The organism is Denitratisoma oestradiolicum (genome assembly GCF_902813185.1).
In the GTDB taxonomy this organism is placed as follows: Bacteria; Pseudomonadota; Gammaproteobacteria; order Burkholderiales; family Rhodocyclaceae; genus Denitratisoma; species Denitratisoma oestradiolicum.
In genome coordinates this window covers 2,416,380-2,440,736 of sequence record NZ_LR778301.1, presented here as the reverse complement: position 1 = coordinate 2,440,736, position 24,357 = coordinate 2,416,380, and the positions used below count along the sequence as shown (strand labels likewise).

General features: G+C 63.2%; 21 protein-coding genes. 18 read left to right on the top strand and 3 right to left on the bottom strand.

Annotation, left to right across the window (positions count from 1 at the left end):
* The first annotated feature begins 30 nt into the window (after window positions 1-30).
* The 4 genes from DENOEST_RS11060 (at window position 31) to glmM (ending at window position 4,795) form a co-directional block, all read left to right on the top strand.
* A complete protein-coding gene (locus tag DENOEST_RS11060) occupies window positions 31-630 on the top strand; it encodes an RlmE family RNA methyltransferase (RefSeq protein WP_145771342.1) in 600 nt (199 codons plus the stop codon).
* A gap of 47 nt (window positions 631-677) precedes the next feature.
* Window positions 678-2,558, top strand: a complete 1,881-nt coding sequence (gene ftsH / locus DENOEST_RS11055) for an ATP-dependent zinc metalloprotease FtsH (protein WP_145771341.1) — start codon at window positions 678-680, stop codon at window positions 2,556-2,558.
* Window positions 2,559-2,663: 105 nt separating this feature from the next.
* Complete coding sequence (folP, locus tag DENOEST_RS11050) at window positions 2,664-3,443, top strand: dihydropteroate synthase (protein ID WP_232096493.1); 780 nt, start codon at window positions 2,664-2,666, stop codon at window positions 3,441-3,443.
* Window positions 3,440-4,795, top strand: coding sequence for a phosphoglucosamine mutase (glmM, locus tag DENOEST_RS11045; RefSeq protein ID WP_145771339.1), 1,356 nt, complete (start codon window positions 3,440-3,442; stop codon window positions 4,793-4,795). The genes folP and glmM overlap by 4 nt, the downstream gene beginning before the upstream one ends.
* An 18-nt stretch (window positions 4,796-4,813) precedes the next feature.
* On the opposite strand, the gene DENOEST_RS11040 is transcribed toward glmM, so the two are convergent.
* From DENOEST_RS11040 to map, 3 genes are read right to left on the bottom strand one after another with little or no spacing between them, the layout of a single operon-like run.
* Entirely contained in the window at window positions 4,814-5,287 is a 474-nt protein-coding gene (locus DENOEST_RS11040) for a cyclic nucleotide-binding domain-containing protein (protein WP_145771338.1), read from the bottom strand.
* Window positions 5,284-7,851 carry a [protein-PII] uridylyltransferase gene (locus DENOEST_RS11035; RefSeq protein WP_145771337.1) on the bottom strand — a complete coding sequence of 856 codons (2,568 nt, stop codon included), beginning with the start codon at window positions 7,849-7,851 and terminating at the stop codon, window positions 5,284-5,286. The genes DENOEST_RS11040 and DENOEST_RS11035 overlap by 4 nt, the downstream gene beginning before the upstream one ends.
* The gene (map, locus tag DENOEST_RS11030) at window positions 7,848-8,651 is read right to left on the bottom strand and encodes a type I methionyl aminopeptidase (protein WP_145771336.1); all 804 of its coding nucleotides are present in this window, start codon (window positions 8,649-8,651) and stop codon (window positions 7,848-7,850) included. The genes DENOEST_RS11035 and map overlap by 4 nt, the downstream gene beginning before the upstream one ends.
* A 429-nt stretch (window positions 8,652-9,080) precedes the next feature.
* On the opposite strand from map, the gene DENOEST_RS11025 reads away from it, so the two are divergent.
* The 14 genes from DENOEST_RS11025 to DENOEST_RS10960 all read left to right on the top strand — a co-directional run bounded on the left by DENOEST_RS11025 (window position 9,081) and on the right by DENOEST_RS10960 (window position 24,352).
* Window positions 9,081-10,034, top strand: coding sequence for a GGDEF domain-containing protein (locus DENOEST_RS11025; protein WP_145771335.1), 954 nt, complete (start codon window positions 9,081-9,083; stop codon window positions 10,032-10,034).
* Window positions 10,035-10,086: 52 nt separating this feature from the next.
* Complete coding sequence (locus tag DENOEST_RS11020) at window positions 10,087-10,884, top strand: ZIP family metal transporter (protein ID WP_145771334.1); 798 nt, start codon at window positions 10,087-10,089, stop codon at window positions 10,882-10,884.
* 212 nt (window positions 10,885-11,096) lie between these two features.
* Window positions 11,097-12,599 carry an exopolyphosphatase gene (ppx, locus tag DENOEST_RS11015; protein ID WP_145771333.1) on the top strand — a complete coding sequence of 501 codons (1,503 nt, stop codon included), beginning with the start codon at window positions 11,097-11,099 and terminating at the stop codon, window positions 12,597-12,599.
* Window positions 12,599-13,726, top strand: a complete 1,128-nt coding sequence (locus DENOEST_RS11010; RefSeq protein WP_145771332.1) for an MlaE family ABC transporter permease — start codon at window positions 12,599-12,601, stop codon at window positions 13,724-13,726. Before ppx ends, DENOEST_RS11010 begins: the two co-directional genes overlap by 1 nt.
* The gene (locus DENOEST_RS11005; protein ID WP_145771331.1) at window positions 13,723-14,484 is read left to right on the top strand and encodes an ABC transporter ATP-binding protein; all 762 of its coding nucleotides are present in this window, start codon (window positions 13,723-13,725) and stop codon (window positions 14,482-14,484) included. The genes DENOEST_RS11010 and DENOEST_RS11005 overlap by 4 nt, the downstream gene beginning before the upstream one ends.
* Window positions 14,484-15,386, top strand: coding sequence for an MlaD family protein (locus DENOEST_RS11000; RefSeq protein WP_145771330.1), 903 nt, complete (start codon window positions 14,484-14,486; stop codon window positions 15,384-15,386). Before DENOEST_RS11005 ends, DENOEST_RS11000 begins: the two co-directional genes overlap by 1 nt.
* A gap of 11 nt (window positions 15,387-15,397) precedes the next feature.
* A complete protein-coding gene (locus tag DENOEST_RS10995; protein ID WP_170228234.1) occupies window positions 15,398-15,985 on the top strand; it encodes an ABC-type transport auxiliary lipoprotein family protein in 588 nt (195 codons plus the stop codon).
* An 85-nt stretch (window positions 15,986-16,070) separates the two neighbouring features.
* Window positions 16,071-17,711 (top strand): CTP synthase, encoded by a 1,641-nt coding sequence (locus tag DENOEST_RS10990; RefSeq protein ID WP_145771328.1) that lies wholly within the window; start codon window positions 16,071-16,073, stop codon window positions 17,709-17,711.
* A 2-nt stretch (window positions 17,712-17,713) separates the two neighbouring features.
* Window positions 17,714-18,541, top strand: coding sequence for a 3-deoxy-8-phosphooctulonate synthase (gene kdsA, locus DENOEST_RS10985; protein WP_145771327.1), 828 nt, complete (start codon window positions 17,714-17,716; stop codon window positions 18,539-18,541).
* A 271-nt stretch (window positions 18,542-18,812) separates the two neighbouring features.
* Window positions 18,813-20,096, top strand: coding sequence for a phosphopyruvate hydratase (gene eno / locus DENOEST_RS10980; protein ID WP_145771326.1), 1,284 nt, complete (start codon window positions 18,813-18,815; stop codon window positions 20,094-20,096).
* Window positions 20,097-20,178: 82 nt separating this feature from the next.
* Window positions 20,179-20,457 (top strand): cell division protein FtsB, encoded by a 279-nt coding sequence (gene ftsB / locus DENOEST_RS10975; RefSeq protein WP_145771325.1) that lies wholly within the window; start codon window positions 20,179-20,181, stop codon window positions 20,455-20,457.
* Between the two features lie 90 nt (window positions 20,458-20,547).
* Window positions 20,548-22,167: a sensor histidine kinase gene (locus DENOEST_RS10970; RefSeq protein WP_145771324.1), complete on the top strand. Its 1,620-nt coding sequence runs from the start codon at window positions 20,548-20,550 to the stop codon at window positions 22,165-22,167.
* Window positions 22,157-22,609, top strand: a complete 453-nt coding sequence (locus tag DENOEST_RS10965) for a response regulator (RefSeq protein ID WP_183148241.1) — start codon at window positions 22,157-22,159, stop codon at window positions 22,607-22,609. Before DENOEST_RS10970 ends, DENOEST_RS10965 begins: the two co-directional genes overlap by 11 nt.
* Before the next feature lie 18 nt (window positions 22,610-22,627).
* Window positions 22,628-24,352 carry a GGDEF/EAL domain-containing response regulator gene (locus tag DENOEST_RS10960; RefSeq protein ID WP_145771323.1) on the top strand — a complete coding sequence of 575 codons (1,725 nt, stop codon included), beginning with the start codon at window positions 22,628-22,630 and terminating at the stop codon, window positions 24,350-24,352.
* The last annotated feature ends 5 nt before the right edge of the window (window positions 24,353-24,357 follow it).

The following is a 24,357-nucleotide window of genomic DNA, read 5'->3' as shown; positions in this document are numbered from 1 at the left end:
AGCAAACGTTCGAAAAAGAGCAGTCACTACATGAACCAGCACGTTCATGATCCCTACGTGCTCAAGGCCAAGCACGAAGGTTGGCGCTCCCGCGCAGTGTTCAAACTTTCGGAAATCGACGAAAAGGACCACCTGCTGAAGCCTGGCATGACCGTGGTTGACCTGGGTTCGGCCCCCGGCAGCTGGTGCGAGTATGCGGTGCGTCGCATCCAGCCGGGAGGGCGCCTGATCGCTCTGGATCTGCTGCCCATGGACCCGATCAAAGGCGTGACCTTCATTCAGGGGGATTTCCGTGAGGACGAGGTGTTCCGCCAGCTTACCGATGCCCTCGAAGGCCGGATGGTGGACCTTGTTTTATCCGACATGGCCCCCAATCTAACGGGGATCGCGGTATCCGACCAGGCCCGCGGGATGCATCTGATGGAACTGGCTCTGGAATTTTGTCGGATGCACCTGAAACCCGGTGGCGACATGCTCGTCAAAGTCTTTCAGGGCAGTGGTTTCATGGAGTTGCGGGACGAAGTGGTCGGGGTTTTCGAGCGCCTTCAGGTCCGCAAGCCGGCTGCTTCCCGGGATCGTAGCGCGGAAACCTATCTGCTGGCCCGTGGCAAGCGTTTGCAGCCCCTCTGAATAGCGCCTAGAATGCGCCGACATGGGCCGAAAAGTGAGGCATTTCCTTGAATAATATGTTTAAAAGCCTGGCGATCTGGTTGGTGATCGGTGTTGTGCTGATGACCATTTTCAATCAGTTCAACTCCCGTCAGGTATCCCAGTCCGCCATGGACTATTCCAAGTTCCTGGAGGAAGTCCAGCAGGGGCATATCACCAAGGTCGTGATTCAGGGCCGTACCCTGGAGGCGACCACGACAGAAGGCAAGAAGATCACGACCTACGCCCCGGCGGATCTCTGGATGGTCTCCGATCTGCTCAAAAACAATGTTGATGTGGTCGCCAAGCCGGATGAGGAACAGTCCTTTCTGATGAGCCTGTTCGTCTCCTGGTTCCCTATGTTGTTGCTGATTGGCGTCTGGGTGTTCTTCATGCGTCAGATGCAGGGCGGTGGCAAGGGTGGTGCCTTTTCCTTCGGCAAGAGCCGCGCGCGGGTGATGGACGAAGCCAACAATACCGTCACCTTCGCCGATGTGGCGGGGTGCGACGAGGCCAAGGAAGAAGTCTCCGAACTGGTCGAATTCCTGCGCGATCCCACCAAGTTCCAGAAACTGGGCGGACGCATTCCCCGTGGTGTGCTGATGGTCGGCAGTCCCGGCACCGGCAAGACCCTGCTGGCCAAGGCCATCGCCGGCGAGGCCAAGGTGCCGTTCTTCTCCATTTCCGGTTCCGACTTTGTCGAAATGTTTGTGGGTGTAGGTGCGGCTCGGGTGCGGGACATGTTCGAGCAAGCCAAGAAGGCGGCGCCCTGCATCATCTTCATCGATGAAATCGATGCCGTCGGCCGCCAGCGCGGCGCTGGCCTTGGTGGTGGCAACGACGAGCGCGAACAGACCCTGAATGCACTGCTGGTGGAAATGGACGGTTTCGAAGGTTCCGCTGGTGTGATCGTCATCGCGGCCACCAACCGCCCCGACGTCCTTGATCCTGCCCTGCTGCGTCCGGGGCGCTTCGACCGTCAGGTGGTGGTTCCGCTGCCGGATATCCGCGGTCGTGAGCAGATTCTCAAGGTGCATATGCGCAAGGTGCCGGTGGCGCCGGATGTGGATGCCTCCGTGCTGGCCCGGGGTTGCCCCGGATTCGCTGGCGCCGATCTGGCCAATCTGGTGAATGAGGCAGCCCTTTTTGCGGCCCGCGGCAACAAGCGGGTGGTGGATATGGAGGACTTCGAGCGCGCCAAAGACAAAATCATGATGGGGGCCGAGCGTCGTTCCATGGTCATGCCCGAGGAGGAACGGCGCAACACCGCCTATCACGAGTCGGGACATGCCGTGGTGGCCAGGCTGCTGCCCAAGACCGATCCGGTGCACAAGGTCACCATCATTCCCCGGGGCCGCGCTCTGGGCGTGACCATGCAACTCCCCACCGAGGACCGCTACAGCCAGGACCGCACCCGTCTGCTCAGCACCATCACGGTGCTTTTCGGGGGGCGAATTGCCGAGGAAATCTTCATGAACCAGATGACCACTGGTGCTTCCAACGATTTCCAACGCGCCACGGATCTGGCCCGGCGCATGGTGACGCAGTGGGGCATGTCCGACAGCCTGGGTCCGATGGTCTATGGCGAGGAGGAAGGAGAAATTTTCCTCGGCCGTTCGGTGACCACTCACAAGAACATGTCCGAGGCATCGTTGCAGAAGGTCGATGCGGAGATTCGCCGCATCCTTGATGAGCAATATGCGCTGGCGCGCAAGTTGATCGAGGAAAACCGCGACAAGGTGGAGGCCATGACTGCTGCCCTGTTGGAACTGGAAACCATTGATGCCGATCAGATCAACGACATCATGGAGGGGCGCCCGCCCAGACCTCCTAAGCCCAGTAGCGCTCCTGCACCATCGTCGCCCGACAGTCCCCCCGGGACCGCGCCCAACGCGACGGCACCGGCATAACCTCGTACCACTTGGCATCGGGGCCGCCTGCGCGGCCCTTCTCATTTCATGGATGACACGCTGTACTGTGGTCGATACGTCCTTATCCTGAAGCGCCCGCTGATCATGGGGATCGTCAATCTGACCGACGATTCCTTTTCCGGCGATGGCTTTGGCGACGATGGGGTGCGGGCCATTGCTCATGGCCGTCGGCTGCGGGAGGAGGGGGCCGACCTACTCGATCTCGGCGGTGAATCCACCCGTCCCGGCGCCCCTCCGGTATCGGCACAGCAGGAACTGGACCGGGTGCTACCCGTGCTGGAGGGGTTACTGGAATACGATGTCCCCCTCTCGGTGGATACCGCCAAGCCCGAGGTGATGGTGGCAGCCCTGGCCGCCGGTGCCGACATGATTAATGACATCAGCGCCCTGGAAGCTCCGGGTGCCCTGGATGCTGTGGCCAATAGCCGGGCCGCCGTGTGCCTGATGCACATGCAGGGGGTGCCCCGTACCATGCAGCAAGCCCCCCGCTATGTCGACGTGGTCGCGGAGGTGGGTGCATACCTGGCAGGTCGGGTGGAGGCAGCCCAGGCTGCGGGTATCCCGCTGACACGGATCGTGGTGGATCCGGGTTTCGGTTTCGGCAAGACCCTGGCGCACAATCTGGCCTTGCTGCGTCACCTGGATAAACTTCGGGTTTCCGGCTTGCCGCTGCTGGCGGGATTGTCCCGCAAGTCCATGCTCGGCCTGCTGACCGGCCGCAGCGAACAGGACCGGGGCTACGCCAGCGTGGCGGCAGCGCTCCTGGCGGCCCAGAACGGCGCCCGCATCCTGCGGGTGCACGATGTGGCCGCGACCCGGGACGCCTTGACGGTATGGAACGCACTGGAGGAAGTCAGCGAATGAGTCGCAAATATTTCGGCACCGATGGCGTGCGGGGCGAGGTGGGCCAGGCGCCCATCACACCGGACTTCGTGATGCGCCTGGGCTATGCCGCGGGCACCACCCTGGTGGCGCGGGAACATCTGCCTCCGGGGGAGCATCCGGCCGTGCTGATTGGCAAGGACACGCGGATTTCCGGCTATATGCTGGAAGCGGCCCTGGAAGCCGGCTTCGCCGCGGCCGGCGTGGACGTCTGCCTGGTGGGGCCGATGCCGACCCCCGCCGTCGCCTACCTGACCCGAGCCTTGCGGCTCCAGGCGGGCGTGGTCATTTCCGCATCCCATAATCCCTATCACGACAATGGCATCAAGTTCTTTTCGGCCCAGGGTACCAAGCTGCCAGATGCCGTGGAAATGGAAATAGAGAGACGCCTGGATCAGCCCATGGGCTGCATGGCCTCAGCCCAGCTGGGCAAGGCACGTCGCATCGACGATGCCGCCGGCCGCTACATCGAGTTCTGCAAGAGCACCTTCCCCTCGGAACTGGATCTGCGGGGCCTGAAGATCGCCGTGGACAGCGCCCACGGCGCTGCCTACCACATCGCGCCCAGCGTTTTCCACGAACTGGGGGCCGAGGTGTTCAAGGTGGGGGTGTCGCCCAATGGACTCAACATCAATGACGGTGTGGGTGCGACGGTTCCAGAATCCTTGCGCCGTGCAATGCTTGAATCTGGTGCCGATCTTGGCATTTCCCTGGATGGCGACGGGGACCGGCTGATCATGGCAGATGCCCAGGGCCGCATCTACGATGGCGACCAGTTGCTCTACGTCATCGCCCGCCGACGGGCAACCCAATCGGACGTTCCCGGAGTGGTGGGTACCCTGATGAGCAACCTGGGCTTTGAGCATGCCCTGGCGCGCCTTTCGATACCCTTTATCCGGGCCAGGGTGGGCGACCGCTATGTGTTGGAGCTGATGCAGGAAAAGGGATGGCTGCTGGGGGGCGAGAATTCCGGCCACATCATTTGTTTGGACAAGCACAGCACCGGCGACGGCATCGTCTCCGCCCTCCAGGTGCTGGCCGCCCTGCGCGGTGCTGGTGAAACCCTGGACCAGGCCTGTGCCGATCTGGCCATGTATCCGCAAAAACTGGTCAACGTGCCCCTTCCGGCAGGCTTCGACTGGCAATCCTGTGGGGAGATTCAAGCTGCCCGGCGTGTGGCTGAGCAGGTCCTGGACGGCCGGGGCCGGGTGCTGCTGCGCCCTTCGGGCACCGAACCCCTGTTGCGGGTGATGGTTGAAGGACGGGATGCCGAACTGGTCTGCGCCCAGGCGGAAATCATTGCCGACGCGGTACGCCGGACGACGGTGGGCTGACGGGCGGGGCCGTATCCCTCAGAGCCGCCATACCAGTTGTTCGTCGGCATTGCGCAGCCGCTCCGACAATACCCGGCAGATATTGCGGAAGACCTTGAGACCGATGCTGGGTTGGGTATCGATGGCCTTTTCCGAAAGCCGGATCAGGGTGCATTCTGACTTGGCGGTGACGGTGGCGCTGCGGCTTTCCCGGTCGGCCAGAGCCATTTCGCCGAAGCTGTCGGTGGGCCCCAGGGTGGCCAGCTCCGCGTCACCGCTGCGGCCCTTCTTGGTGACCACCGCCTCGCCGTCGGTGATGATGTACATGAACATGCCGACACTGCCTTCACTGACGATGCTCTGGCCCGGCTGATAGATGCACTTTTCCGCCGACTCCAGCAGTTCGGATATCTCGTTGGTGGTCAGTCCGTTGAAGGCCTTGACCCGTTCGGCCAGCTTGAACAGCAGGCGCTGGGTGTCGTGAAAGGAAAATTCCTGTTTGGTCCAGTTCATGTCTGAAGTGCCTCCAGTAGTTCCTGTTCGATGCGGACCAGGGTGGACGTATGCCCCAGCTCTGGCCCGCTGACCAGGAAGGTGTCCTCCACCAGTTCGCCCAGGGTGGCGATTTTCGCGGTTTCCAGGTTGACGCCATGCCGCCCCAGAATGCGGGCGATGCCATAGAGCAGGCCCGGACGATCGGCGGCAGTGATGGAAATGATAAAGCGATTTCCCCTTTCGTCGGCGCGTACTTCCACCTTGGGCTCGAAGGGGAAGTGCCGGACCTGACGGGAAAGCCTGCCCCGGGTTGGCGGCGCCAGGGGCGGGCAGGTCTTGAGTTGCTCCACCAGGTCGTGTTCGATCAGGGCCACCATGTCCCGGTAGGGCAGGTGTTCCTTGGCGTCCAGCAGCACGAAGCTGTCCAGGGCGTAGCCGTGGCGCGTGGTGTGGATCTTGGCATCCACGATGGAATAGCCCAGACGGGAGAAGTAGCCGCAAAGCCGGGCAAAAAGCTCCGGCTGGTCCTGGCAGTAGGCCATTACCTGCAAGCCTTCGCCGAAGGGGTTGAGGCGGGCCCGCACCACCGGGTCGGGGCTTTCCGCACGGTAGTAGAGGGTACGGGTGTGCCAGGCGATTTCTTCCGCATCATGGCGCAGGAAGTAGACGCCGTCGAGATGACGCCAGAATGGGGCTTCGATGTCCGGGCGCAGGCCGTGGTAGCGCAATATCTGTCGCACCTCGTCCTGGCGCGCCGCGCTGCCGGCCAGGGGCAGCACCGCGTTGCCTCGCAGGTGTTGCAGGGTCATGCGGAACAGGTCTTCCAGCAGTTTGCCCTTCCAGACGTTCCAGACCTTGGGGCTGGTGCCCCGGATGTCGGCCACGGTGAGCAGGTAGAGGGCCGCGAGGCGCCGCTCGGTTTTCACGATGGTGGTGAAATTCGTGACCACGTCCGGGTCCGAGAGATCCTGCTTCTGGGCCACCGCCGACATGGTCAGGTGATTGCCCACCAGAAACACCACCAGCTCGATGTCGTCTGCATCGATACCATGGTCCTGACAGAAGCGGCGCGCATCCACCATGCCCTTCCGAGAATGGTCGCCGCCCCGACCCTTGGCGATATCGTGGAACAGGGCCGCCACATAGAGCAGCCAGTGCCGATCGAAGTCGGCCATCAGCCGGCTGCAAAGGGGATATTCGTGGGCGAAGTCGGGCATCGCGAAGCGACGCAGATTGCGCACCACCTGGAGAATGTGTTGATCGACGGTGTAGATATGGAACAGGTCATGCTGCATCTGGCCGACGATGTGGCCGAAGGCCGGCAGATACTGGCCCAGGATGTCGTACTGGTTCATCCGCCGCAGCTCGTGGATCAGGTGCTTTTGCTGGAACAATTCGAGGAACAACGCCCGGTGGGCCGGGTCGCGCCGATAGGCGGCGTCGATGCGCTTGCGCTCCATCCACAGGGCGCGCAGGGTGCGCGTGGTCATGCCCTTGAGTTCCGGATGCTGCTCCAGCACCAGGAAGCAGCGCAGCAGGGCCGTGGGTTTTTGCGCGAACAAATCATTGTCGCGCATATCCAGAAGGCCTCGATCCACCTGAAAATCCTCGTCGAGGACGAAGGCGCTGTCCTGTTCCTGAGGGAAAAGCTGGGCTTCAATGTTCTGAAGAACCAGCGTATTCAATTGGGTCACCAATTTGGCGTTGCGGTAATAGCGCTGCATCAGCACTTCGGAGGCGCGTTTGGTGCTCGTGGCCTTGATGCCCAGGGCGGCGGCCAGGCTCTCCTGGTGGTCAAACAGGATGCGCTCCTCGCCCCGTCGCGCCAGGAAATGCAGGCGGATGCGCAACTGGCGCAGGAACTGTTCGGCCCGGATCAACTGGCGGGTTTCCTCCGGGGTGACCACTCCGTTTTTACACAGGTCCCGCCAGTGGGGTCCCAGGGCGGCGGCCCGGGCTACCCAGAAAATTACATGGAGATCCCTCAGACCCCCAGGACTTTCCTTGCAATTGGGTTCCAGGCTGTAGGGCGTGTCGTTGTACTTGGCATAACGCTCGGCCTGTTCCAGGAGCTTGGCCTTGAAGAATTCCTCGGCACGGCAGGTCTGGACCAGCTGGCTGGCCATGGTTTCGAAGAGTTTGCGGTTGCCGGTCAGGTAACGTCCTTCCAGCAGCGTGGTCTGTACCGTGATGTCGTTATAGGCCTCCTCCACGCACTGACTGGGGGAGCGCACGCTATGGCCGACTTCCAGCCCGATGTCCCAGAGCATGCTCACCAGCAGTTCCAGCCTGGACTCCCTGGCCGGGGACGTGTCTTCCGTTACCAACAACAGCAGGTCCACGTCTGAACAGGGATAGAGCTCGCCCCTGCCGTAGCCACCGACGGCCACCAAGGTGCATTCCAGAGGCATTTCCAGGGATTGCCAGAGCTCATCTAATACGCTGTCCACCAGACGGGTGCGGCCCTTGAGCAGGGCCAGGGCATTACCATCCTGTTCGTATCTTTCCCGAAGTCGGTCCTGCTCCTGGCGGAGGCGACCGCGAAGCTCCTGCACCTGGTTTGCGCCGTTCTGTACCGTCATGGATTGGCTTGTGGGGGACGGGGTGGCATGCCGGCGGAGAGGGTCAGGACTTCGTGGCCGCTTTCCGTGACCAGGATCGTATGTTCCCACTGGGCAGACAGGTTACGGTCCTTGGTTATGATGGTCCAGCCGTCGGGCAGTTCCGAGATGGCTGCCTTGCCGGCATTGATCATGGGTTCGATGGTGAAGATCATCCCTGGCAGCAATTCGATGCCGCTGCCGGCCTGACCGTAATGCAGTACCTGGGGCTCCTCGTGGAAGTTGCGGCCGATGCCATGGCCGCAGAATTCCCGTACCACCGAGTAGCCGTTCTTCTCCGCATGGCGCTGGATGGCGGCGCCGATATCGCCCAATCGCGCCCCGGGGCGGGCCTGATCAATGCCCAGCCACAGACACTCGTAGGTTACCGCGCACAGGCGTCGGGCCAGGATCGAAGTCTCGCCCACCAGGAACATGCGGCTGGAATCTCCATGCCAGCCATCCTTGATGGTGGTGATGTCCAGGTTGACGATGTCGCCCTTCTTCAGCGGTCGATCGTTGGGGATGCCATGGCAGACCTGGTGATTGACCGAGGCGCAGATCGACTTGGGATAGGGCACGTAACCGGGAGGTGCATAGTTCAAGGGTGCGGGGATGCAGCCCTGCACACTCACCATGTAGTCATGGCAGAGTCGGTCCAGTTCCTCTGTGGTCACTCCCGGCTTCACAAAAGGCGCAATGTAGTCGAGCACTTCGCCCGCCAGGCGGCCGGCCACGCGCATCTTCTCGATTTCTTCCGGGGTTTTTATCTGGATGCCCATGGGTTTTGAAATGAGGGGTTGGGGCCGGCCATTTTAGAGCCAATTTAAGTCGCGTACCCCGCGTTGTGCTCAGGGCGTCGTGGCGCAGGGAAGGGTTGTGCCCTTCGCAAGCCGCGCAACGCAGCGATCGCCCGCCCTCGCCACAACCCGAACCACCGGGCTTTGGGCGCGCTACGGCGTTGTCGGTCGCTGGCATGGAATGACCATGCGGCACTCCCTCCGCCTTGCATCGCATCCCAAAGCCCGACGGCGCAGGATGCGTGCCCTACTGAAATAGACTTTTAATGTCGCCGAACGGGTCCATCTTGGCGTCGGCCCCTTACGCCGGCAATTGTCTTTGCGGTTCATTGCGCCTACCAAGGGCTAATAGTCATCGTTTCGCGTTTGTACCGATCGGCTACACTGTCTGGAAATCCTCGGGGGGTAGGCATGGAATCGGCACTGCGTGGACGACTGGTCAGCAATGGTCTCTTCAATCGCATCGACATTGATGCGCTCGAACATCTGCTCGATGACTGCGCGCGGTTCACGCTGGTTGCCGGCGGCACTCTGCTGGAGCAGGGTGCGGAAAACGACTGTCTTTATGTGGTGCTGCAAGGTGAGTTGAGGGTTTATCTGGGGGGGCGTCACATGCCGGTGCATACGGTGCTCGGCATCGGCGAATGCGCCGGTGAACTGTCCTTGATCGATGGCCAGTGCGTTTCGGCCCTGGTCATCGCCGCGGTCGAGACCGAGTTGCTGGTGATTCCCCAGGCCATGGTCTGGTCGATGATCGACCGCTCCCACGGCTTCGCACGCAATCTGCTGGCCATCCTTTCCGGGCGCATGCGCCGCGACAACCTGACTCTGGTCACCACTGCCAGCCGCAGCCTGGAATTCGAGTTGGCGGCGAGCGTTGATGCTCTGACCGGCTTGCACAACCGGCGCTGGCTGGCGGAAGCCTTTCCCCGGGCGATCCGCCGCTGTGAGCAGGATGCGGCGCCCTTATGTCTGGTCATGGCCGACATCGACCATTTCAAGCGGCTTAACGACGAACATGGGCATCTGGTCGGTGACGCGGTGCTGAGAACCGTAGCACGGCGCCTGGCGGAGAGCTTGCGTTCCCCCGACCTGATTGCGCGCTATGGCGGCGAGGAATTCGCCATTCTGCTGCCGCAAACTGGAACGGACGAGGGGCTGCGTATCGCTGAACGGTTGCGCCGGGCGGTGGAGGATATGCCTCTGGCAACCCTGACGGCGGGTGCCGTTGCCAAGGTCACCGTTTCCTGTGGTATTGCACCCCTGGGTCGAGATGCCACACTGGAACTGCTCATCAACAGTGCCGACAGCGCCCTCTACTGTGCCAAGGCGGCTGGGCGCAACCGCGTCAAGGTTGCCAGCTAGTCAGGCGCGGGGGCGGCGGCGCGTATAATCCGCCGCTCAAAAGAGGCCTCCCATGAGTACATTGTCCTGGATCATCGTCATGTCCCTGCTGGGCGGCGCTCTCAGCGTCGTCATGGCGGCTGTTTTCGCTTTTTCGGCCCGGGCCGCCTGGGTGCCCCATCTGATCAGCTACGCCATCGGCGCCCTGTTGGGAGCATCCTTTCTGGAGGTGCTACCCCATGCGATGACCTCCGGAGGGGATGCCGAGACCAGCGCCGGCTTCGTGCTGGGAGGCATCCTGGTCTTTTTCGTGCTGGAAAAACTGGTGCTCTGGCGCCATTGCCATTTCGAGCACTGCGAGGGCCATGAACAGACAGTTAAGCAAGCACTGGATCATTCTGGACATGATCACGGCCGCAGCGGCCTGTTGATCCTGGTGGGGGACACCTTCCACAACTTTGTCGATGGGGTGCTGATTGCCGCCGCCTTCATGGAAGACGTCCGACTGGGGGTGGTGACTTCCCTGGCCATCATCGCCCACGAGATACCCCAGGAAGTGGGCGATTTCATGATCCTGCTGCATTCCGGTTACTCCCGTGGGCGCGCCTTCGCCTTCAATCTGCTGTCCAGCTTCGCCACTCTGGTAGGAGCGCTGCTGGCCTATTTCGCCCTGTCCAGTGCCCAGAGCGCTGTGCCCGCCATGCTGTCCATGGCCGCCGCCAGCATGATCTACGTGGCGGTGGCCGATCTGATCCCCGGCCTGCACAAGCGCACGGAGCTGCGCGCCACGGTGCAGCAGGTCACCCTGATCGGCCTGGGCATCGCCTCGGTGGTGTTGACGCATCATTTGGTAGACGCCTGGATCGATTAACGCTCATGGAAGCCAATTTTCCGACCCGGTCCATGAAATATGCGAAAGACAGGAAGGTCCCACCCCCTCCCGGGGGAGGTGACGATGCCGGCTCGCTACGCTCGAAAATTTGAGCTGCCGTTTCAATGCGCTGTTTCACGGTAACGTCTTCCTGATGAGGACCCGCTAGAATCAGGCGTTCCGGGGCTGTTCCCGAAATTTCTCCCAGATTCATGAGCCAGAACCTCATTGCTGCTGTCGACCTCGGTTCCAACAGCTTCCGGCTCCAGGTGGGGCGGGTGGTGGGCAATCAGATTTTTCCCCTGGATTCCATTAAGGAGCCGGTGCGCCTGGCGGCCGGTCTGGGGGCCGGCAAGCGCCTGGATGGGGCCTCACAGTTGCGGGGGCTCGACGCTCTGGCCCGCTTTGGCGAGCGGCTGCGGGGCTTCGGGCGGGACCAGGTGCGGGCGGTGGCCACCAATACCCTGCGGGTGGCGAAGAATGCCCCTGACTTTCTGGTCGATGCCCAGGCGGCCCTGGGTTTTCCCATCGAGGTCATTGCCGGTCGGGAGGAGGCGCGCCTGATCTATCTGGGGGTGGCCCATACCCTGCCCAATCCCCGTACCCGGCAACTGGTGGTGGATATTGGCGGCGGCTCCACGGAATTCATCATCGGCAGCAATTTCCAGCCCCATCAACTGGAATCTCTCTACATGGGCTGCGTCAGTTACAGCCTGCGTTTCTTTCCCGACGGCCGGGTGGACAAGCGGCGCATGAAGGAGGCGGAGCTGGCGGCCCGCAACGAACTTCAGACCATCGTTCAGACCTATCGGGAATCGGGTTGGGAGGAGGCGGTGGGGTCCTCGGGCACGGCCAAGGCCATCGCCGATCTGCTGGAGCTCAACGGTCTGGGCCAGGGCGACATCACACGGGAGGGGTTGGAACAGTTGCGCGGCCTGCTACTGCGGTCCGGCGACCCGGCCCGGCTGGCCCTGGAGGGCATGCGTCCGGATCGGGTGCCGGTGCTGCCGGGTGGCATCGCCATCATGTCGGCGGTGTTCGCCGAATTCGACCTGGAGCGGATGACCTTTTCCGAGGGTGCCCTGCGCCTGGGGGTGCTCTACGATCTGCTGGGCCGCTATCACCACGACGACCTGCGGGAAGCCACGGTGGGCTTGTTCATGCAGCGTTACAGCGTGGATCGGCGTCAGGCGGCCCGGGTCAGCCAGACCGCCCTGGGCTTTCTCCAGCAACTGGAACCCGCCTGCCTCGATCCGGAACATGTGGATAGCCTGTTCCTGATCTGGGCTGCTCGACTTCATGAAATTGGCATTTCCGTGGCCCATGCGGGCTATCACAAGCACAGCGCCTATATCCTGGCCAACGCGGATATGCCCGGCTTTTCCCGCCAGGACCAGGCCCGTTTGGCCCGCATCGTCCAGGCCCACCGGGGCAAGCTGGAACGGATGCAGGGGGAGTCCATCGAACCACGGGACTGGCGCTTGATCTTCTGCCTGCGCCTGGCGGCGGTGCTGCACCGCTCCCGTAGCGGTACTCCCCTGCCGGCCATGGCGGTTCACGTTAACGGCAGTGTCTTTCAGCTCGAAGTGGACCAGGCCTGGCTGGACGACGCGCCCCTGACCGGTGCCGCCCTGGCCGACGAGCAGGGGCACTGGGCGTTCCTGGGCATGAGTCTCAAGGTTCGGCAGCGGCGACCCGCTGCCGGGGTGCGCTGATGGATATCCTGCCGGCCCGGCTCGCGGTTCTTGAACTGGAGGGCCGGCGTCAGGTGGCGCTATCCGGCGCCTGGACCGTGGCCGGCATTGCCGCCGCCGGGCCGGCCTTGCGCCAGGCCCTCGGCGCCCTGGCCCGGCAGCCCGTCGATGACTGGCACTGTTTGGAGGTGGACGCCCTGGACAGCGCCGGCGCGGTGCTGATCCGGCGCAGTTGGGGGGATAGTCGTCCGGCCCGGCTGGAAGCGCGGGATGAACATATCCACTTGTTTGACCACCTGGACGAAGTGGCCCACAAACCAGTGTCGGTAATGCCCGTCACCCTGGCCACCTACCTGGCCGCCCTGAGGCGGTTCCTGGATCACTTCCGCGAACGTCTGGCGGACATGCTCGCCATGCTCGGGCAGTTCGCCCTGGATCTGCTCCATCTGCTGCGCCATCCAGGAGACATGCCTTGGCGGGAAATCTCCGCCAATCTCTACAAGACCGGCTTCCTGGCCCTGCCCATCACCACCCTGGTGGGTTTCCTGATCGGCGTCGTGCTGTCCTATCTGTTTGCCCTCCAACTGCGGCAACTGGGGGCAGAGGCCCTGATTGTGAATGTGCTGGGCCTGGGCATCGTCCGGGAAGTGGGGCCGGTGCTGACGGCGGTGCTGGTGGCGGGCCGCTCCGGCTCGGCGGTGACGGCCCAGATGGGGGTGATGCGGGTGACGGAGGAAATCGATGCCCTGGCCGCCATGGGCGTGCCCGTCGGTTTGCGGGTGGTGTTACCCAAGGTGCTGGCCCTGTCCATCACCATGCCCCTGCTGGTGCTGTGGACCTCCGCGGTGGCATTGCTGGGGGGCATCCTCTCGGCCTGGTGGCAACTGGATATCGGCTACGACCTGTTCTTGGATCTGCTGCCCAAGGTGGTGCCCATCGCCAATCTGTGGATCGGTCAGGCCAAGGGTGTGGCCTTCGGCCTGGCCGTGGCCCTGACTGCCTGCTATTTCGGCTTGCGGGTGAAACCCAATACCGAGAGCCTGTCGGCCAATACCACCGCCTCGGTGGTGATTTCCATCACGGCAGTGATCCTGGCCGATGCGGTTTTTGCCGTGCTTACCCGGGGTGTGGGGGTGCCCCGGTTGTGAGCGGCCCCGTCATCGAGGTACAAGACCTGCATACCCGCTACGGCAGTCGCTGGGTGCATCAGGGCATAGACTTCCGCGTCGAGCGGGGCGAGGTGGTGGCCCTGGTGGGAGGCTCGGGTAGCGGCAAGACCACCCTGCTGCGGCAGATGATCGGCCTCTTGCAACCCGCCCGGGGCAGCGTGCGGGTCTTCGGCGAGTCCCTGTTCGGCGGCGGTCCCCGGCGTGAGCGGGCCCTGCGCCGCCGCTTCGGCGTGCTGTTTCAGCACGGGGCGCTGTTCTCCGCCTTCAGCGTATTCGACAACATTGCCTTTCCCCTGCGGGAACTCAAGCTCTTCAGCGAGGCCGAGATTGGCGACATGGTGCGTCTCAAGCTGGATCAGGTGGAACTGCTGCCCGAGCATGGCCGCCTGATGCCGGCTGAACTTTCCGGTGGCATGGTGAAGCGGGTAGCCCTGGCCCGGGCCCTGGCCCTGGAGCCCGAACTGCTGCTGCTGGACGAGCCCACGGCGGGCCTGGACCCCGATCTTTCCGACAGCTTCGTGCGCCTGATCCAGCAACTGGACCGAGAGCTGCGATTGACGGTGGTGCTGGTGACCCACGACATTGCCACGGTGTCGGCTCTGGCCACTCAGGTGGCGGTGATGGAGGAGGGCCGTATACTGGCCTTTGGCAGTCTGGACCAGATCATGCACAGCGAACATCCCTTCATCTGCAGTTTCTTCCACAGCGACCGGGGTGTCCCGGTGGAGGCTTCCTAGTGGAAAATCGTGCCCATGCCCTGGCGGCCGGCAGCTTCGTGATCCTGTTGGGGTTGATCCTGGTTCTGACGGCCTGGTGGCTGGAGGAGCGCCACAATGACACCCGGGAGTACCTGCTGGTGACCACCCGCAGCGTCACTGGCCTCAATCCCCAGGCCCAGGTGCGCTACCGGGGCATGCGGGCCGGCAAGGTCCTGGATATTTTCCTCGATCCCCGGGACCCCCGGCTGATCCTGGTGCGCATCAATCTGGACGCGGACCTGCCGATGAGCCGGGCCACCCGGGCCCGGCTCAATGCCCAGGGGGTGACCGGTCTGTCCTATGTGATGCTGGAGGACGACAACAGTGATCCGACGCCCATGACGGCCGTCCCCGGAGAACTGCCCCGCATCCCCCTGGAGTCCTCTGGCGTCGATGCCATCGGCGAAACGGCGGCCCGCATCGGCCGGGCCTTCGACGAGCGCACGGTGCAGGACTTCAAGCGCACCCTGGCGAATCTGGCCGTCGCTTCCGAAGGCCTGAAGGAGTTGCCGGCGATCCTGGCCTCCCTGCGCCAGGTGCTGAACGAGGCCAACCTGGCGCGGCTGCAAAAGCTGCTGGTCCATCTGGAGCACACCGCCGGCGAGGCTGCGCCCCTGACCGCCGAACTGCGCGGCCTGGTGGCTTCCCTCCAGGGCCTGAGCCGGCGTTTCGACCAGTTGGCGATCGAGGCAGGTGAGACGGGGCGGGAGGCGCGGGGCGAAACCCTGCCTCGGCTCCATGAGTTGATGGGGGACCTGCAACGGAATTCCCGTCAGCTCAACCGGGTGCTGGAGGGTCTGGAGCAATCGCCTCAGGCTGTTATTTTTGGTCGTCCCGCACCCGCGCCGGGGCCGGGCGAGGCGGGTTACGGGACGCCATGAAAGGAAATGCCATGCGGATCTTGATGGTCGCCCTGGGCTGCCTGCTGTTGGCGGCCTGCGGAGGTGGCGCGGGGCGCCGAATCGAAATGGCGGTCTATGACCTGGAGGTCCCTACCGCCAGTGCAGCTCCGGTGGCTGTGTCCCTGCTGGAGCGGGTCGAGGTACGGGCTCCCTCCTGGCTGGCCGCTACATCCATGCAGTACCGGCTGGCGGCGGAGCCGGGCCGTCGCCATGGTTTTGCCGACAGCCGCTGGGCCGGTCCGCCGGCGGAATTGCTGGAGGGTGTGCTGAAGCGTCGTCTGCTGGCCGCCGCTGGACAGTGCCGCCTGCGCCTCGACCTGGAAGAATTCGTCCAGGTCTTCGACGCATCAGGTGACAGCCGGGCCCGACTGGCCCTGGGTGCCAGCCTGCTGTCGGCCCGGGTTGACAGCAAGCTGCTGGTCCGCCGTTTCGAACTGGAGCTGCCGGCCGGACGCAACGCCGCCGCCGGCGCGGCCGCCTTTGCCGAATTGAGCGAGGGTCTGGCCAGTGCCATTGCCCAGTGGCTGGCCGAGGCCGGCCGCTCACCGGCGGGACCGGCCATCGCCTGTCTCCGTTAGCTGGCCATGCTGCGTCCATTGCTTCCGTGCATCGAGACGGGTGGCTTTTCCGGTATCATGCGGCTTTCCCGCAGCAGCGATTTCCATGGCTAAATTCGTATTCGTCACGGGCGGTGTCGTGTCCTCTCTGGGCAAGGGCATCGCCGCCGCTTCACTGGGGGCCATCCTCGAATCCCGGGGCATCAAGGTCACCCATCTCAAGCTCGATCCCTACATCAACGTCGATCCCGGCACCATGAGCCCCTTTCAGCATGGGGAGGTGTTCGTCACCGACGACGGCGCCGAGACCGATCTGGACCTGGGGCACTATGAGCGCTTCACCAGCGCCAAGATGTCCAAGTCCAACAACTTCACCACCGGCCAGGTCTATGAGTCGGTGATCAAGAAGGAACGGCGCGGCGAGTATCTGGGCAAGACCGTCCAGGTCATTCCCCACATCACTGACGAAATCAAGCTCAACATCAAGCGCGGCGCCGAGGGTGCCGAGGTGGCCATCGTCGAGGTGGGCGGCACGGTGGGCGACATCGAGTCTCTTCCCTTCCTGGAGGCGATCCGCCAGATGGGGATCGAGGAAGGCCGCAACAACGCCTGCTACATCCATCTGACGCTGCTGCCCTACATTCCCACGGCTGGCGAACTGAAAACCAAGCCCACCCAGCATTCGGTCAAGGAACTGCGCGAGATCGGCATTCAGCCCGACGTGCTGCTGTGCCGGGCCGACCGGCCGGTGCCCGAGGAAGAGCGGCGCAAGATCGCCCTGTTCACCAATGTGCAGTCGGAGGCGGTGATTTCCGTGGTGGATGCGGACAGCATCTACAAGATACCGGCCATGCTGCACGACCAGATGCTGGACGAGATCGTCTGCCACAAGCTGGGTATCCTGGCCAAGGCTGCCAATCTTTCCGTCTGGAAAAAACTGGTGGATGCCATGGAGCATCCCGCCCACGATGTGGATATCGCCTTCGTCGGCAAGTATGTGGATCTCACCGAGTCCTACAAGTCCCTGATCGAGGCCCTGAAGCACGCCGGGCTTCATACCCACAGCCGCGTCACCATTCATTACATCGACGCGGAGGAGATCGAGCGCAATGGCGCCGAGAGCCTCAAGTCCATGGATGCCATCCTGGTTCCCGGCGGTTTCGGTCGGCGCGGTACCGAAGGCAAGATCGCGGCCATCCGTTATGCCCGGGAGAACAAGATTCCCTATCTGGGCATCTGTCTGGGCATGCAACTGGCCACCATCGAATTCGCCCGCCATGTGGCCGGTCTGGAAGGCGCCAACAGCACCGAGTTCGATGCGGAGACGCCCCATCCGGTGGTGGCCCTGATTACCGAGTGGATGGATAGGGAAGGCCGGGTGGAGAAGCGCAGTGCCGACTCCAACCTGGGCGGCACCATGCGCCTGGGCGCCCAGCGCTGCCCCATCAAACCCGGTACCCGGGCCACCGACATCTACGGTCCGGAAGTGAATGAGCGTCATCGCCATCGCTACGAAGTGAATAATATTTACGTACCCAAGCTGGAGGCGGCGGGCATGGTGATCTCGGCCCGTACCCCCAGCGAGAACCTGCCGGAAATGATGGAGCTTCCAGCCGACATCCATCCCTGGTTCGTCGGCGTCCAGTTCCACCCGGAATTCACCAGCAATCCCCGCAACGGCCATCCCCTGTTCATCGCCTATGTGAAGGCGGCGCTGGCTCAGCGGAACCTCAAGGCGGCAGCCTGACCATGCGGCTTTGCGGTTTTGAGGTGGGGCTGGCGCACCCGCTGTTCCTGATTGCGGGCCCCTGTGTCATCGAGTCCCGTCAGATGGCCCTGGACATCGCCGGCCGGATGCAGGAAATCTGCGCCGGGCTGGGCATGCCTTACATTTTCAAGGCCTCCTACGACAAGGCCAATCGCAGTTCCACCGGCTCCTTCCGGGGCTTGGGGCTGGATGAGGGCCTGGATATCCTGGCTGAGGTGCGGCGCCAGATCGGTGTGCCGGTGCTGACCGATGTGCATGCCGAGGACGAGGTCGCCGCGGTGGCCTCAGTGGTCGACGTGTTGCAAACCCCGGCCTTCCTCTGTCGCCAGACCGATTTCATCCAGGCCTGCGCCGCCTCGGGCAAGCCGGTGAATATCAAGAAGGGCCAGTTCCTCGCTCCCGGCGACATGAAGCATGTGGTAGCCAAGGCCAAGGAAGCCAATGAGGGCGCCGACAGCATCATGGTCTGCGAGCGTGGGGTTTCCTTCGGTTACAACAATCTGGTTTCCGACATGCGCAGCCTGGCCATCCTGCGCGAGACTCACTGCCCGGTGGTGTTCGATGCCACCCATTCGGTGCAGTTGCCCGGAGGCCAGGGCGCCAGTTCCGGCGGCCAGCGGGAGTTTGTGCCGGTGCTGGCCCGGGCGGCGGTGGCCACCGGCGTGGCTGGCCTGTTCATGGAAACCCATCCGGATCCGGCCAAGGCCCTGTCCGATGGTCCCAACGCCTGGCCCCTGGGTCAGATGCCGGATTTGCTCTCCACCCTCCAGGCCATCGATACCCTGGTCAAGCAGCGCGGTCTTTTATAATCCGTTCTTGATGCGTATGGTCGCCAGCCCCCCCCCGAGGATGAAATGCGTAAAGGCAAATTGAACGCCCCCCACCCCCGTTCCACGGCCGGCTTTGCACAGCCGGCCGGCTTCGGCGGCGCGAAGCAGTGCTTCGCGCAACCCCGCCTACGCCCCCTTCCCAGGGCGGGGCTACCCATCGGCTCGCTGCGCTCGACGGTCACACTCGGCTTCGGCGCAGCTTCTTCACGTTAACAATTTCATATCCATCCGATTCAGAAGAGGTCACTCCATGAGCGCAATCGTTGATGTCATCGCCCGCGAGATTCTTGACTCCCGGGGCAATCCCACCGTCGAGGCCGATGTCCTGCTTGAGTCCGGCATCATGGGCCGCGCCGCCGTGCCCTCCGGCGCCTCCACCGGCTCCCGGGAGGCCATCGAGCTGCGGGACGGCGACGCTGGCCGCTACCTGGGCAAGGGCGTGCTCCAGGCCGTGGAGAATGTGAATACCGAAATTTCCGAGGCCATCATCGGCCTGGACGCCGAGGAGCAGGCCTTCATCGACCGCACCCTGATCGAGCTGGACGGCACCGACAACAAGTCTCGTCTCGGCGCCAATGCCACCCTGGCGGTGTCCATGGCCGTGGCCAAGGCCGCCGCCGAGGAAGCCGGTCTGCCCCTCTATCGCTACTTCGGCGGTTCAGGCCCGATGCAGATGCCGGTGCCCATGATGAACGTGATCAATGGCGGCGCCCACGCCAACAACAACCTGGACATCCAGGAATTCATGATCATGCCGGTGGGGGCCCAGAGCTTCCGCGAGGCCCTGCGCTGCGGCGCCGAGGTGTTCCATCACCTGAAGAAGCTGGTGGACAAGAAGGGTTACCCCACCACCGTAGGTGACGAGGGCGGCTTTGCCCCCAACGTCTCCGGCAACGACGAGGCCATCGAGCTGATCCTGAAGGCTACCGAGGCCGCTGGCTACACCCCGGGCCAGGACGTGCTGCTGGCCCTGGACTGCGCCAGTTCGGAGTTCTACAAGGACGGCAAGTATGTGCTGGCTTCCGAGAAACTGGAACTGACTTCGGAAGGCTTCACCGATTATCTGGCCACCCTGGCAGGCAAGTATCCCATCGTCTCCATCGAGGACGGCATGGCCGAGGGCGACTGGGCCGGCTGGAAGCTGCTTACCGATCGGCTGGGCAAGACGGTGCAGATCGTCGGCGACGACCTGTTCGTCACCAACCCCAAGATCCTGAAGGAAGGCATCGCCAAGGGCATCGCCAACTCCATCCTGATCAAGATCAATCAGATCGGCACCCTGTCCGAGACCTTCGCCGCCATCGAGATGGCCAAGCGCGCTGGCTATACCAACGTGATCTCCCACCGCTCCGGCGAGACCGAGGACTCCACCATCGCCGACATCGCCGTGGGCCTCAATGCCGGCCAGATCAAGACTGGTTCGCTCTCCCGTTCCGACCGCATCGCCAAGTACAACCAGTTGCTGCGGATCGAGGAAGATCTGGGCGGCGCCGTGACCTACCCGGGCCGGGAAACCTTCTACAACCTGCGCTGAGCATGTCCCCTGTCCTTTCCTCCCATCCTGCCTCTGCTTCCCTGCCGGCGAGGGGGGAGCGCGGGTCGTCGGCGCGCTAGACGTGCGCTGGCCGACCCTGGTGCTGGTCGTCCTGGTCCTGCTGCTACAGTATCCTCTGTGGTTCGGCAAGGGCGGCTGGTACCGGGTGTGGGAGATGGATCGTCAGCTCGCGGCCCAGCGGGAGGTCAACCAGCATCTGGAACAGCGTAACGCCGGGCTGGACGCGGAAGTCCGTGATCTCAAGTCCGGCTACGACGCCATCGAGGAACGGGCGCGTTACGAGCTGGGCCTGGTTCGGGAAGGGGAAGTCTTTGTCCAGGTTCCCACCCAGCGCCCCTGAAACAGGTTCCCGGGGGAGGTCAGCCTTGTCATTCCATGCGATTGACTTACAATCGGGCACCCTCCAACCATCATCCGCAGGGAATTCGCCTTGGGCATCAGCAGGGAGGCGCTCGACGCCATCATTGAAGACCTGGGCCTGAACTCGGTCGAGTTACAAAAACGCAAGGACTATCTGGACCTCGGCGAGGCAGATGGTCTGCGTCTGCGCGCTTTGCTGGCTCCGGCCGATCAACTCAAGGATGGCTATGTGGAGCGGTTCTACAAGCTGCTCGATCGTTTCGACGAATGCCGTACCGTGCTGGACAGGGCGGTACGTCCCCGCGATCAGTTGCAGGGGCTCCATGGTGGGCAATTGTCGGCCATGCTCTCCGGCCGTTATGACTTCGACTACGCCCAGGAGCGTCTGCGGATCGGGCTGGCCCATCAGCAGGTCGGTCTCAAACCAGAGTGGTACGTGGGGGCCTACCGTGTGCTGCTGGAAGAACTATTGCCGGTCGCGCGGCGGGTGTGTGGTGGCGACGAGGAGAACTTCAGCGCCACGATGCTTTCCCTGTTCAAGGTTTGCCTGCTGGATATCGAACTGGTCATCAGTGCCTACTTTCAGGCTGACCAGGAGCGTCTGCGCTTTTTTGCCAAGGCGTTCGAGAGCGACTTGGAGGCGGTGCTGATCACCGACCTTGCCGGTACTGTCATCCACGCCAGCCATCTGACATGGAACATTTCCGGTTATGCCCCCGAGGTGCTGATGGGGCGTGACATCAATCAGTTGATCTCTGACCGCAACGAGGAAGATCTCTACCAGCGCTGGGGACGGGAGGCGGAGGACAATGCCTGGCGCGGGGATGTCTGGCATCGCCATGCCGATGGTCATGATTACCTGTCGCGTATGAGTTTCGCGCCGGTCAGAAACAAGTCCGGGAAAATTACCCATTACGTGGTCGAGTACTCGGATGTCACCGATGCCTGGGAGTCGGAGCAGGCCTTGAAGGCTCGCACCGAGGAACTGGCCCGTTCCAATCAGGAGCTGGAGCAGTTCGCCTACGTGGCCTCCCATGACCTCCAGGAACCCCTGCGCATGGTGGCCAGCTATACCCAATTGCTGGCGCGGCGCTACAAGGGGCAACTGGACAAGGATGCCGACGAATTCATCGGCTATGCAGTGGATGGCGCCACCCGGATGCAGGGCCTGATCAACGACCTGCTCAAGCTTTCCCGGGTCGGCACACGGGGCAAGCCCTTTGCGCCGACGGATTGCAATCGGGTGCTGGATGCGGCGCTGGCCAATCTCTCGGTGGCGGTGCAGGAAAGCTGGGCGGCCTTGACCCGGGATACCCTGCCGGAAGTCACGGGAGACGAGACCCAGTTGATCCAGTTGTTCCAGAACCTGATCGGCAATGCCATCAAGTTCCGCACGCCGGGGGAGCCTCCCGCGATCCACATCGGGGCGCACCGAATCGAGGGGGCATGGGAATTTCAGGTGCGGGACAACGGCATCGGTATCTCGCCCGAATACTTCGAGCGGGTTTTTGTGATCTTCCAGCGTCTGCACAGCAAGGCTGAGTATCCTGGCACCGGGATCGGTCTGGCCCTGTGCAAGAAAATTGTCGAGCGCCATGGCGGACGCATCTGGGTGGGGTCCCGCAGCGGTGAGGGAACCACCTTCTTTTTCACCATCCACGACAAGGAGAACGGGAATCATGGACACTGATGACGAGATGGGCCGGCCGGCGGAGTTCCTGCTGGTGGAGGACAATCCAGGCGACGTGAGGCTGACCCAGGAGGCCTTGCGGGAATGCAAGCTGCGCAACAATCTTTCCGTGGTGGGGGACGGGGTCGAAGCCCTGGCTTTCCTGCGGCGGCAAGGCAAATACGCGAGCGCACCCCGTCCCGATGTGATCCTGCTGGACCTGAACCTGCCCAAGAAGGGGGGACGCGAGGTGTTGGCGGAAATCAAGGCCGACTCATCCCTGCGGCGGATTCCCGTGGTGATCATCACCTCCTCGGAAGCGGAGCAGGATGTCCTGTCCAGCTACGACCTGCACGTCAATTGCTATGTGAACAAGCCGGTGGACCTGGATCAGTTCATCAAGGTGGTGCGTTCCATCAGCACCTTCTGGCTGACCATCGTCAAGTTGCCCGGCGAGGCCTGATCCCTGGGGGAGGGTGCCATGACGGAGAACAAGGTGCTGACCATACTGCTGATCGAGGACAACTGGGGGGACTACCGCCTGGTGCGCGACATGCTGCACGACTGCGCGCCGGAAGGATTCCAGCTTCTTCATGCCGATCAACTGGCCGCCGCCGTGCCCTTTCTGGAGGGCCACGGGGTGGATGTGATTCTGCTGGACCTGGGCCTGCCCGATGCGGGGGGCCTGGATACCCTGGTCAAGGTCCATGCTCTGGCTCCCGAGATTCCCATCGTGGTCTTGAGTCAGATCGAGGAGGAGGCCCTGGCGGTTCGTGCCGTGCGCATCGGCGCCCAGGACTTTCTGGTCAAGAGCCACATCAGCGGCCCCCTGCTGACCCGCTCCCTGCGCTATGCCCTGGAGCGTCGGCAACTGGAGGAGCACCTTTATCGCCTGGCCCACCATGACGTGCTGACCGGCCTGCCCAACCGCAAGCTGTTCTACGAGCGCCTCGGTCGTGCCCTGGCCCAGGCCCGTCGCAACCAGAAGCCCCTGGCCCTGCTGCTGATGGATCTCAACGACTTCAAGGGCATCAATGACAGCTTTGGCCACCATGTGGGCGACGAGCTTCTGAAACAGGTCTCGGGCCGCCTGTCCGCCGCCCTGCGCGCCACCGATTGCGTGGCCCGGCTGGGCGGGGACGAGTTCATCGTCTGCGCCGGAGATCTGGCGGACTTGCAGGATGCCGCCCGGGTGGCCAGGAAAGTCCTGGATTTCCTGGAGCCGCCCTTCGTCATCGAGGACCATACTTTCCGGGTTTGCGCGAGCCTGGGCATCTCCCTCTACCCCGATGACGGGGAGGAAATGGAAGCCCTGGTGCGCAACGCCGACGTGGCCATGTACATGGCCAAGGGCCAGGGCGGCGTTGGTAACCGCTTCCGCTGCTACTCCCGGCAACTGGACGATGCCACCCAGGAGCGCCAGGAATTGCAGGAGGCCCTGCAACGGGCTTTCGGCGAGGGGCAGTTTGTCGTCAACTACCAGCCCCAGGTGGACCTGCACAGCAGCCGGATGATCGGGGTCGAGGCGTTGCTGCGCTGGCATGATGCCGAAGGCAAGGTGGTGATGGCGCCGGATAGGTTCATCCCCGCCATGGAGGAAAGCGGCCTGATCCTGGAGGTCGGGGAGTGGGTGCTGAAGACCGCCTGCCATCAGGCCGCCCAGTGGACCCGGGAGACCGGCCGGTCCCTGAAGGTCGCGGTGAATGTGTCGCCGCGCCAGTTTCGCGACCCCCGTCTCACGGACCGGGTGCGCCATGCCCTGGAGGCTGCCGGCCTGCCTGGCAAGCGACTGGAGCTGGAATTCACCGAGGAAGCCTTGCAGGATGACGAGGAACTGGCCCAGGAAACCCTGCGGGAACTCAATCGCCTGGGGGTGCGCCTGGCCCTGGACAACTATCGGGGGCGCTTTCTTTCCCTGCGGGATCTGAAGCGTTTTCCCATTCATTCCGTCAAGCTCGATCGCACCATCGTGCGCGACATGACCGAGAGCGCCGAGGACGCCGCCATTGTCCAGGCGGTGATATCGGTGGCCCATGTGTTCAAGATGAAGGGTATTGCCGAGGGTGTCGAGACCCGAGGCCAGGCCGACCTGCTGCGTCAGCAGGCCTGCGACGATGCCCAGGGCTACATGTTCGCCCGGCCCCTTTCGGCCGCGGCGTTTTCCGAACTGTTGCAGCGCGAGGACGATCCGCGCCAACTTCAATGATCCGA

What these genes read in the sequence shown, in the direction of transcription:
- DENOEST_RS10995 (WP_170228234.1), top strand. Translation starts at nt 15,398, where the DNA reads ATGCGGATCTTGATGGTCGCCCTGGGCTGCCTGCTGTTGGCGGCCTGC.
- DENOEST_RS10990 (WP_145771328.1), top strand. Translation starts at nt 16,071, where the DNA reads ATGGCTAAATTCGTATTCGTCACGGGCGGTGTCGTGTCCTCTCTGGGC.
- DENOEST_RS11035 (WP_145771337.1), bottom strand. Translation starts at nt 7,851, where the DNA reads ATGACGGTACAGAACGGCGCAAACCAGGTGCAGGAGCTTCGCGGTCGC.
- DENOEST_RS11060 (WP_145771342.1), top strand. Translation starts at nt 31, where the DNA reads ATGAACCAGCACGTTCATGATCCCTACGTGCTCAAGGCCAAGCACGAA.
- DENOEST_RS10960 (WP_145771323.1), top strand. Translation starts at nt 22,628, where the DNA reads ATGACGGAGAACAAGGTGCTGACCATACTGCTGATCGAGGACAACTGG.
- kdsA (WP_145771327.1), top strand. Translation starts at nt 17,714, where the DNA reads ATGCGGCTTTGCGGTTTTGAGGTGGGGCTGGCGCACCCGCTGTTCCTG.
- DENOEST_RS11025 (WP_145771335.1), top strand. Translation starts at nt 9,081, where the DNA reads ATGGAATCGGCACTGCGTGGACGACTGGTCAGCAATGGTCTCTTCAAT.
- ppx (WP_145771333.1), top strand. Translation starts at nt 11,097, where the DNA reads ATGAGCCAGAACCTCATTGCTGCTGTCGACCTCGGTTCCAACAGCTTC.
- glmM (WP_145771339.1), top strand. Translation starts at nt 3,440, where the DNA reads ATGAGTCGCAAATATTTCGGCACCGATGGCGTGCGGGGCGAGGTGGGC.
- map (WP_145771336.1), bottom strand. Translation starts at nt 8,651, where the DNA reads ATGGGCATCCAGATAAAAACCCCGGAAGAAATCGAGAAGATGCGCGTG.
- eno (WP_145771326.1), top strand. Translation starts at nt 18,813, where the DNA reads ATGAGCGCAATCGTTGATGTCATCGCCCGCGAGATTCTTGACTCCCGG.
- DENOEST_RS11040 (WP_145771338.1), bottom strand. Translation starts at nt 5,287, where the DNA reads ATGAACTGGACCAAACAGGAATTTTCCTTTCACGACACCCAGCGCCTG.
- DENOEST_RS11010 (WP_145771332.1), top strand. Translation starts at nt 12,599, where the DNA reads ATGGATATCCTGCCGGCCCGGCTCGCGGTTCTTGAACTGGAGGGCCGG.
- DENOEST_RS10965 (WP_183148241.1), top strand. Translation starts at nt 22,157, where the DNA reads ATGGACACTGATGACGAGATGGGCCGGCCGGCGGAGTTCCTGCTGGTG.
- DENOEST_RS11020 (WP_145771334.1), top strand. Translation starts at nt 10,087, where the DNA reads ATGAGTACATTGTCCTGGATCATCGTCATGTCCCTGCTGGGCGGCGCT.
- folP (WP_232096493.1), top strand. Translation starts at nt 2,664, where the DNA reads ATGGGGATCGTCAATCTGACCGACGATTCCTTTTCCGGCGATGGCTTT.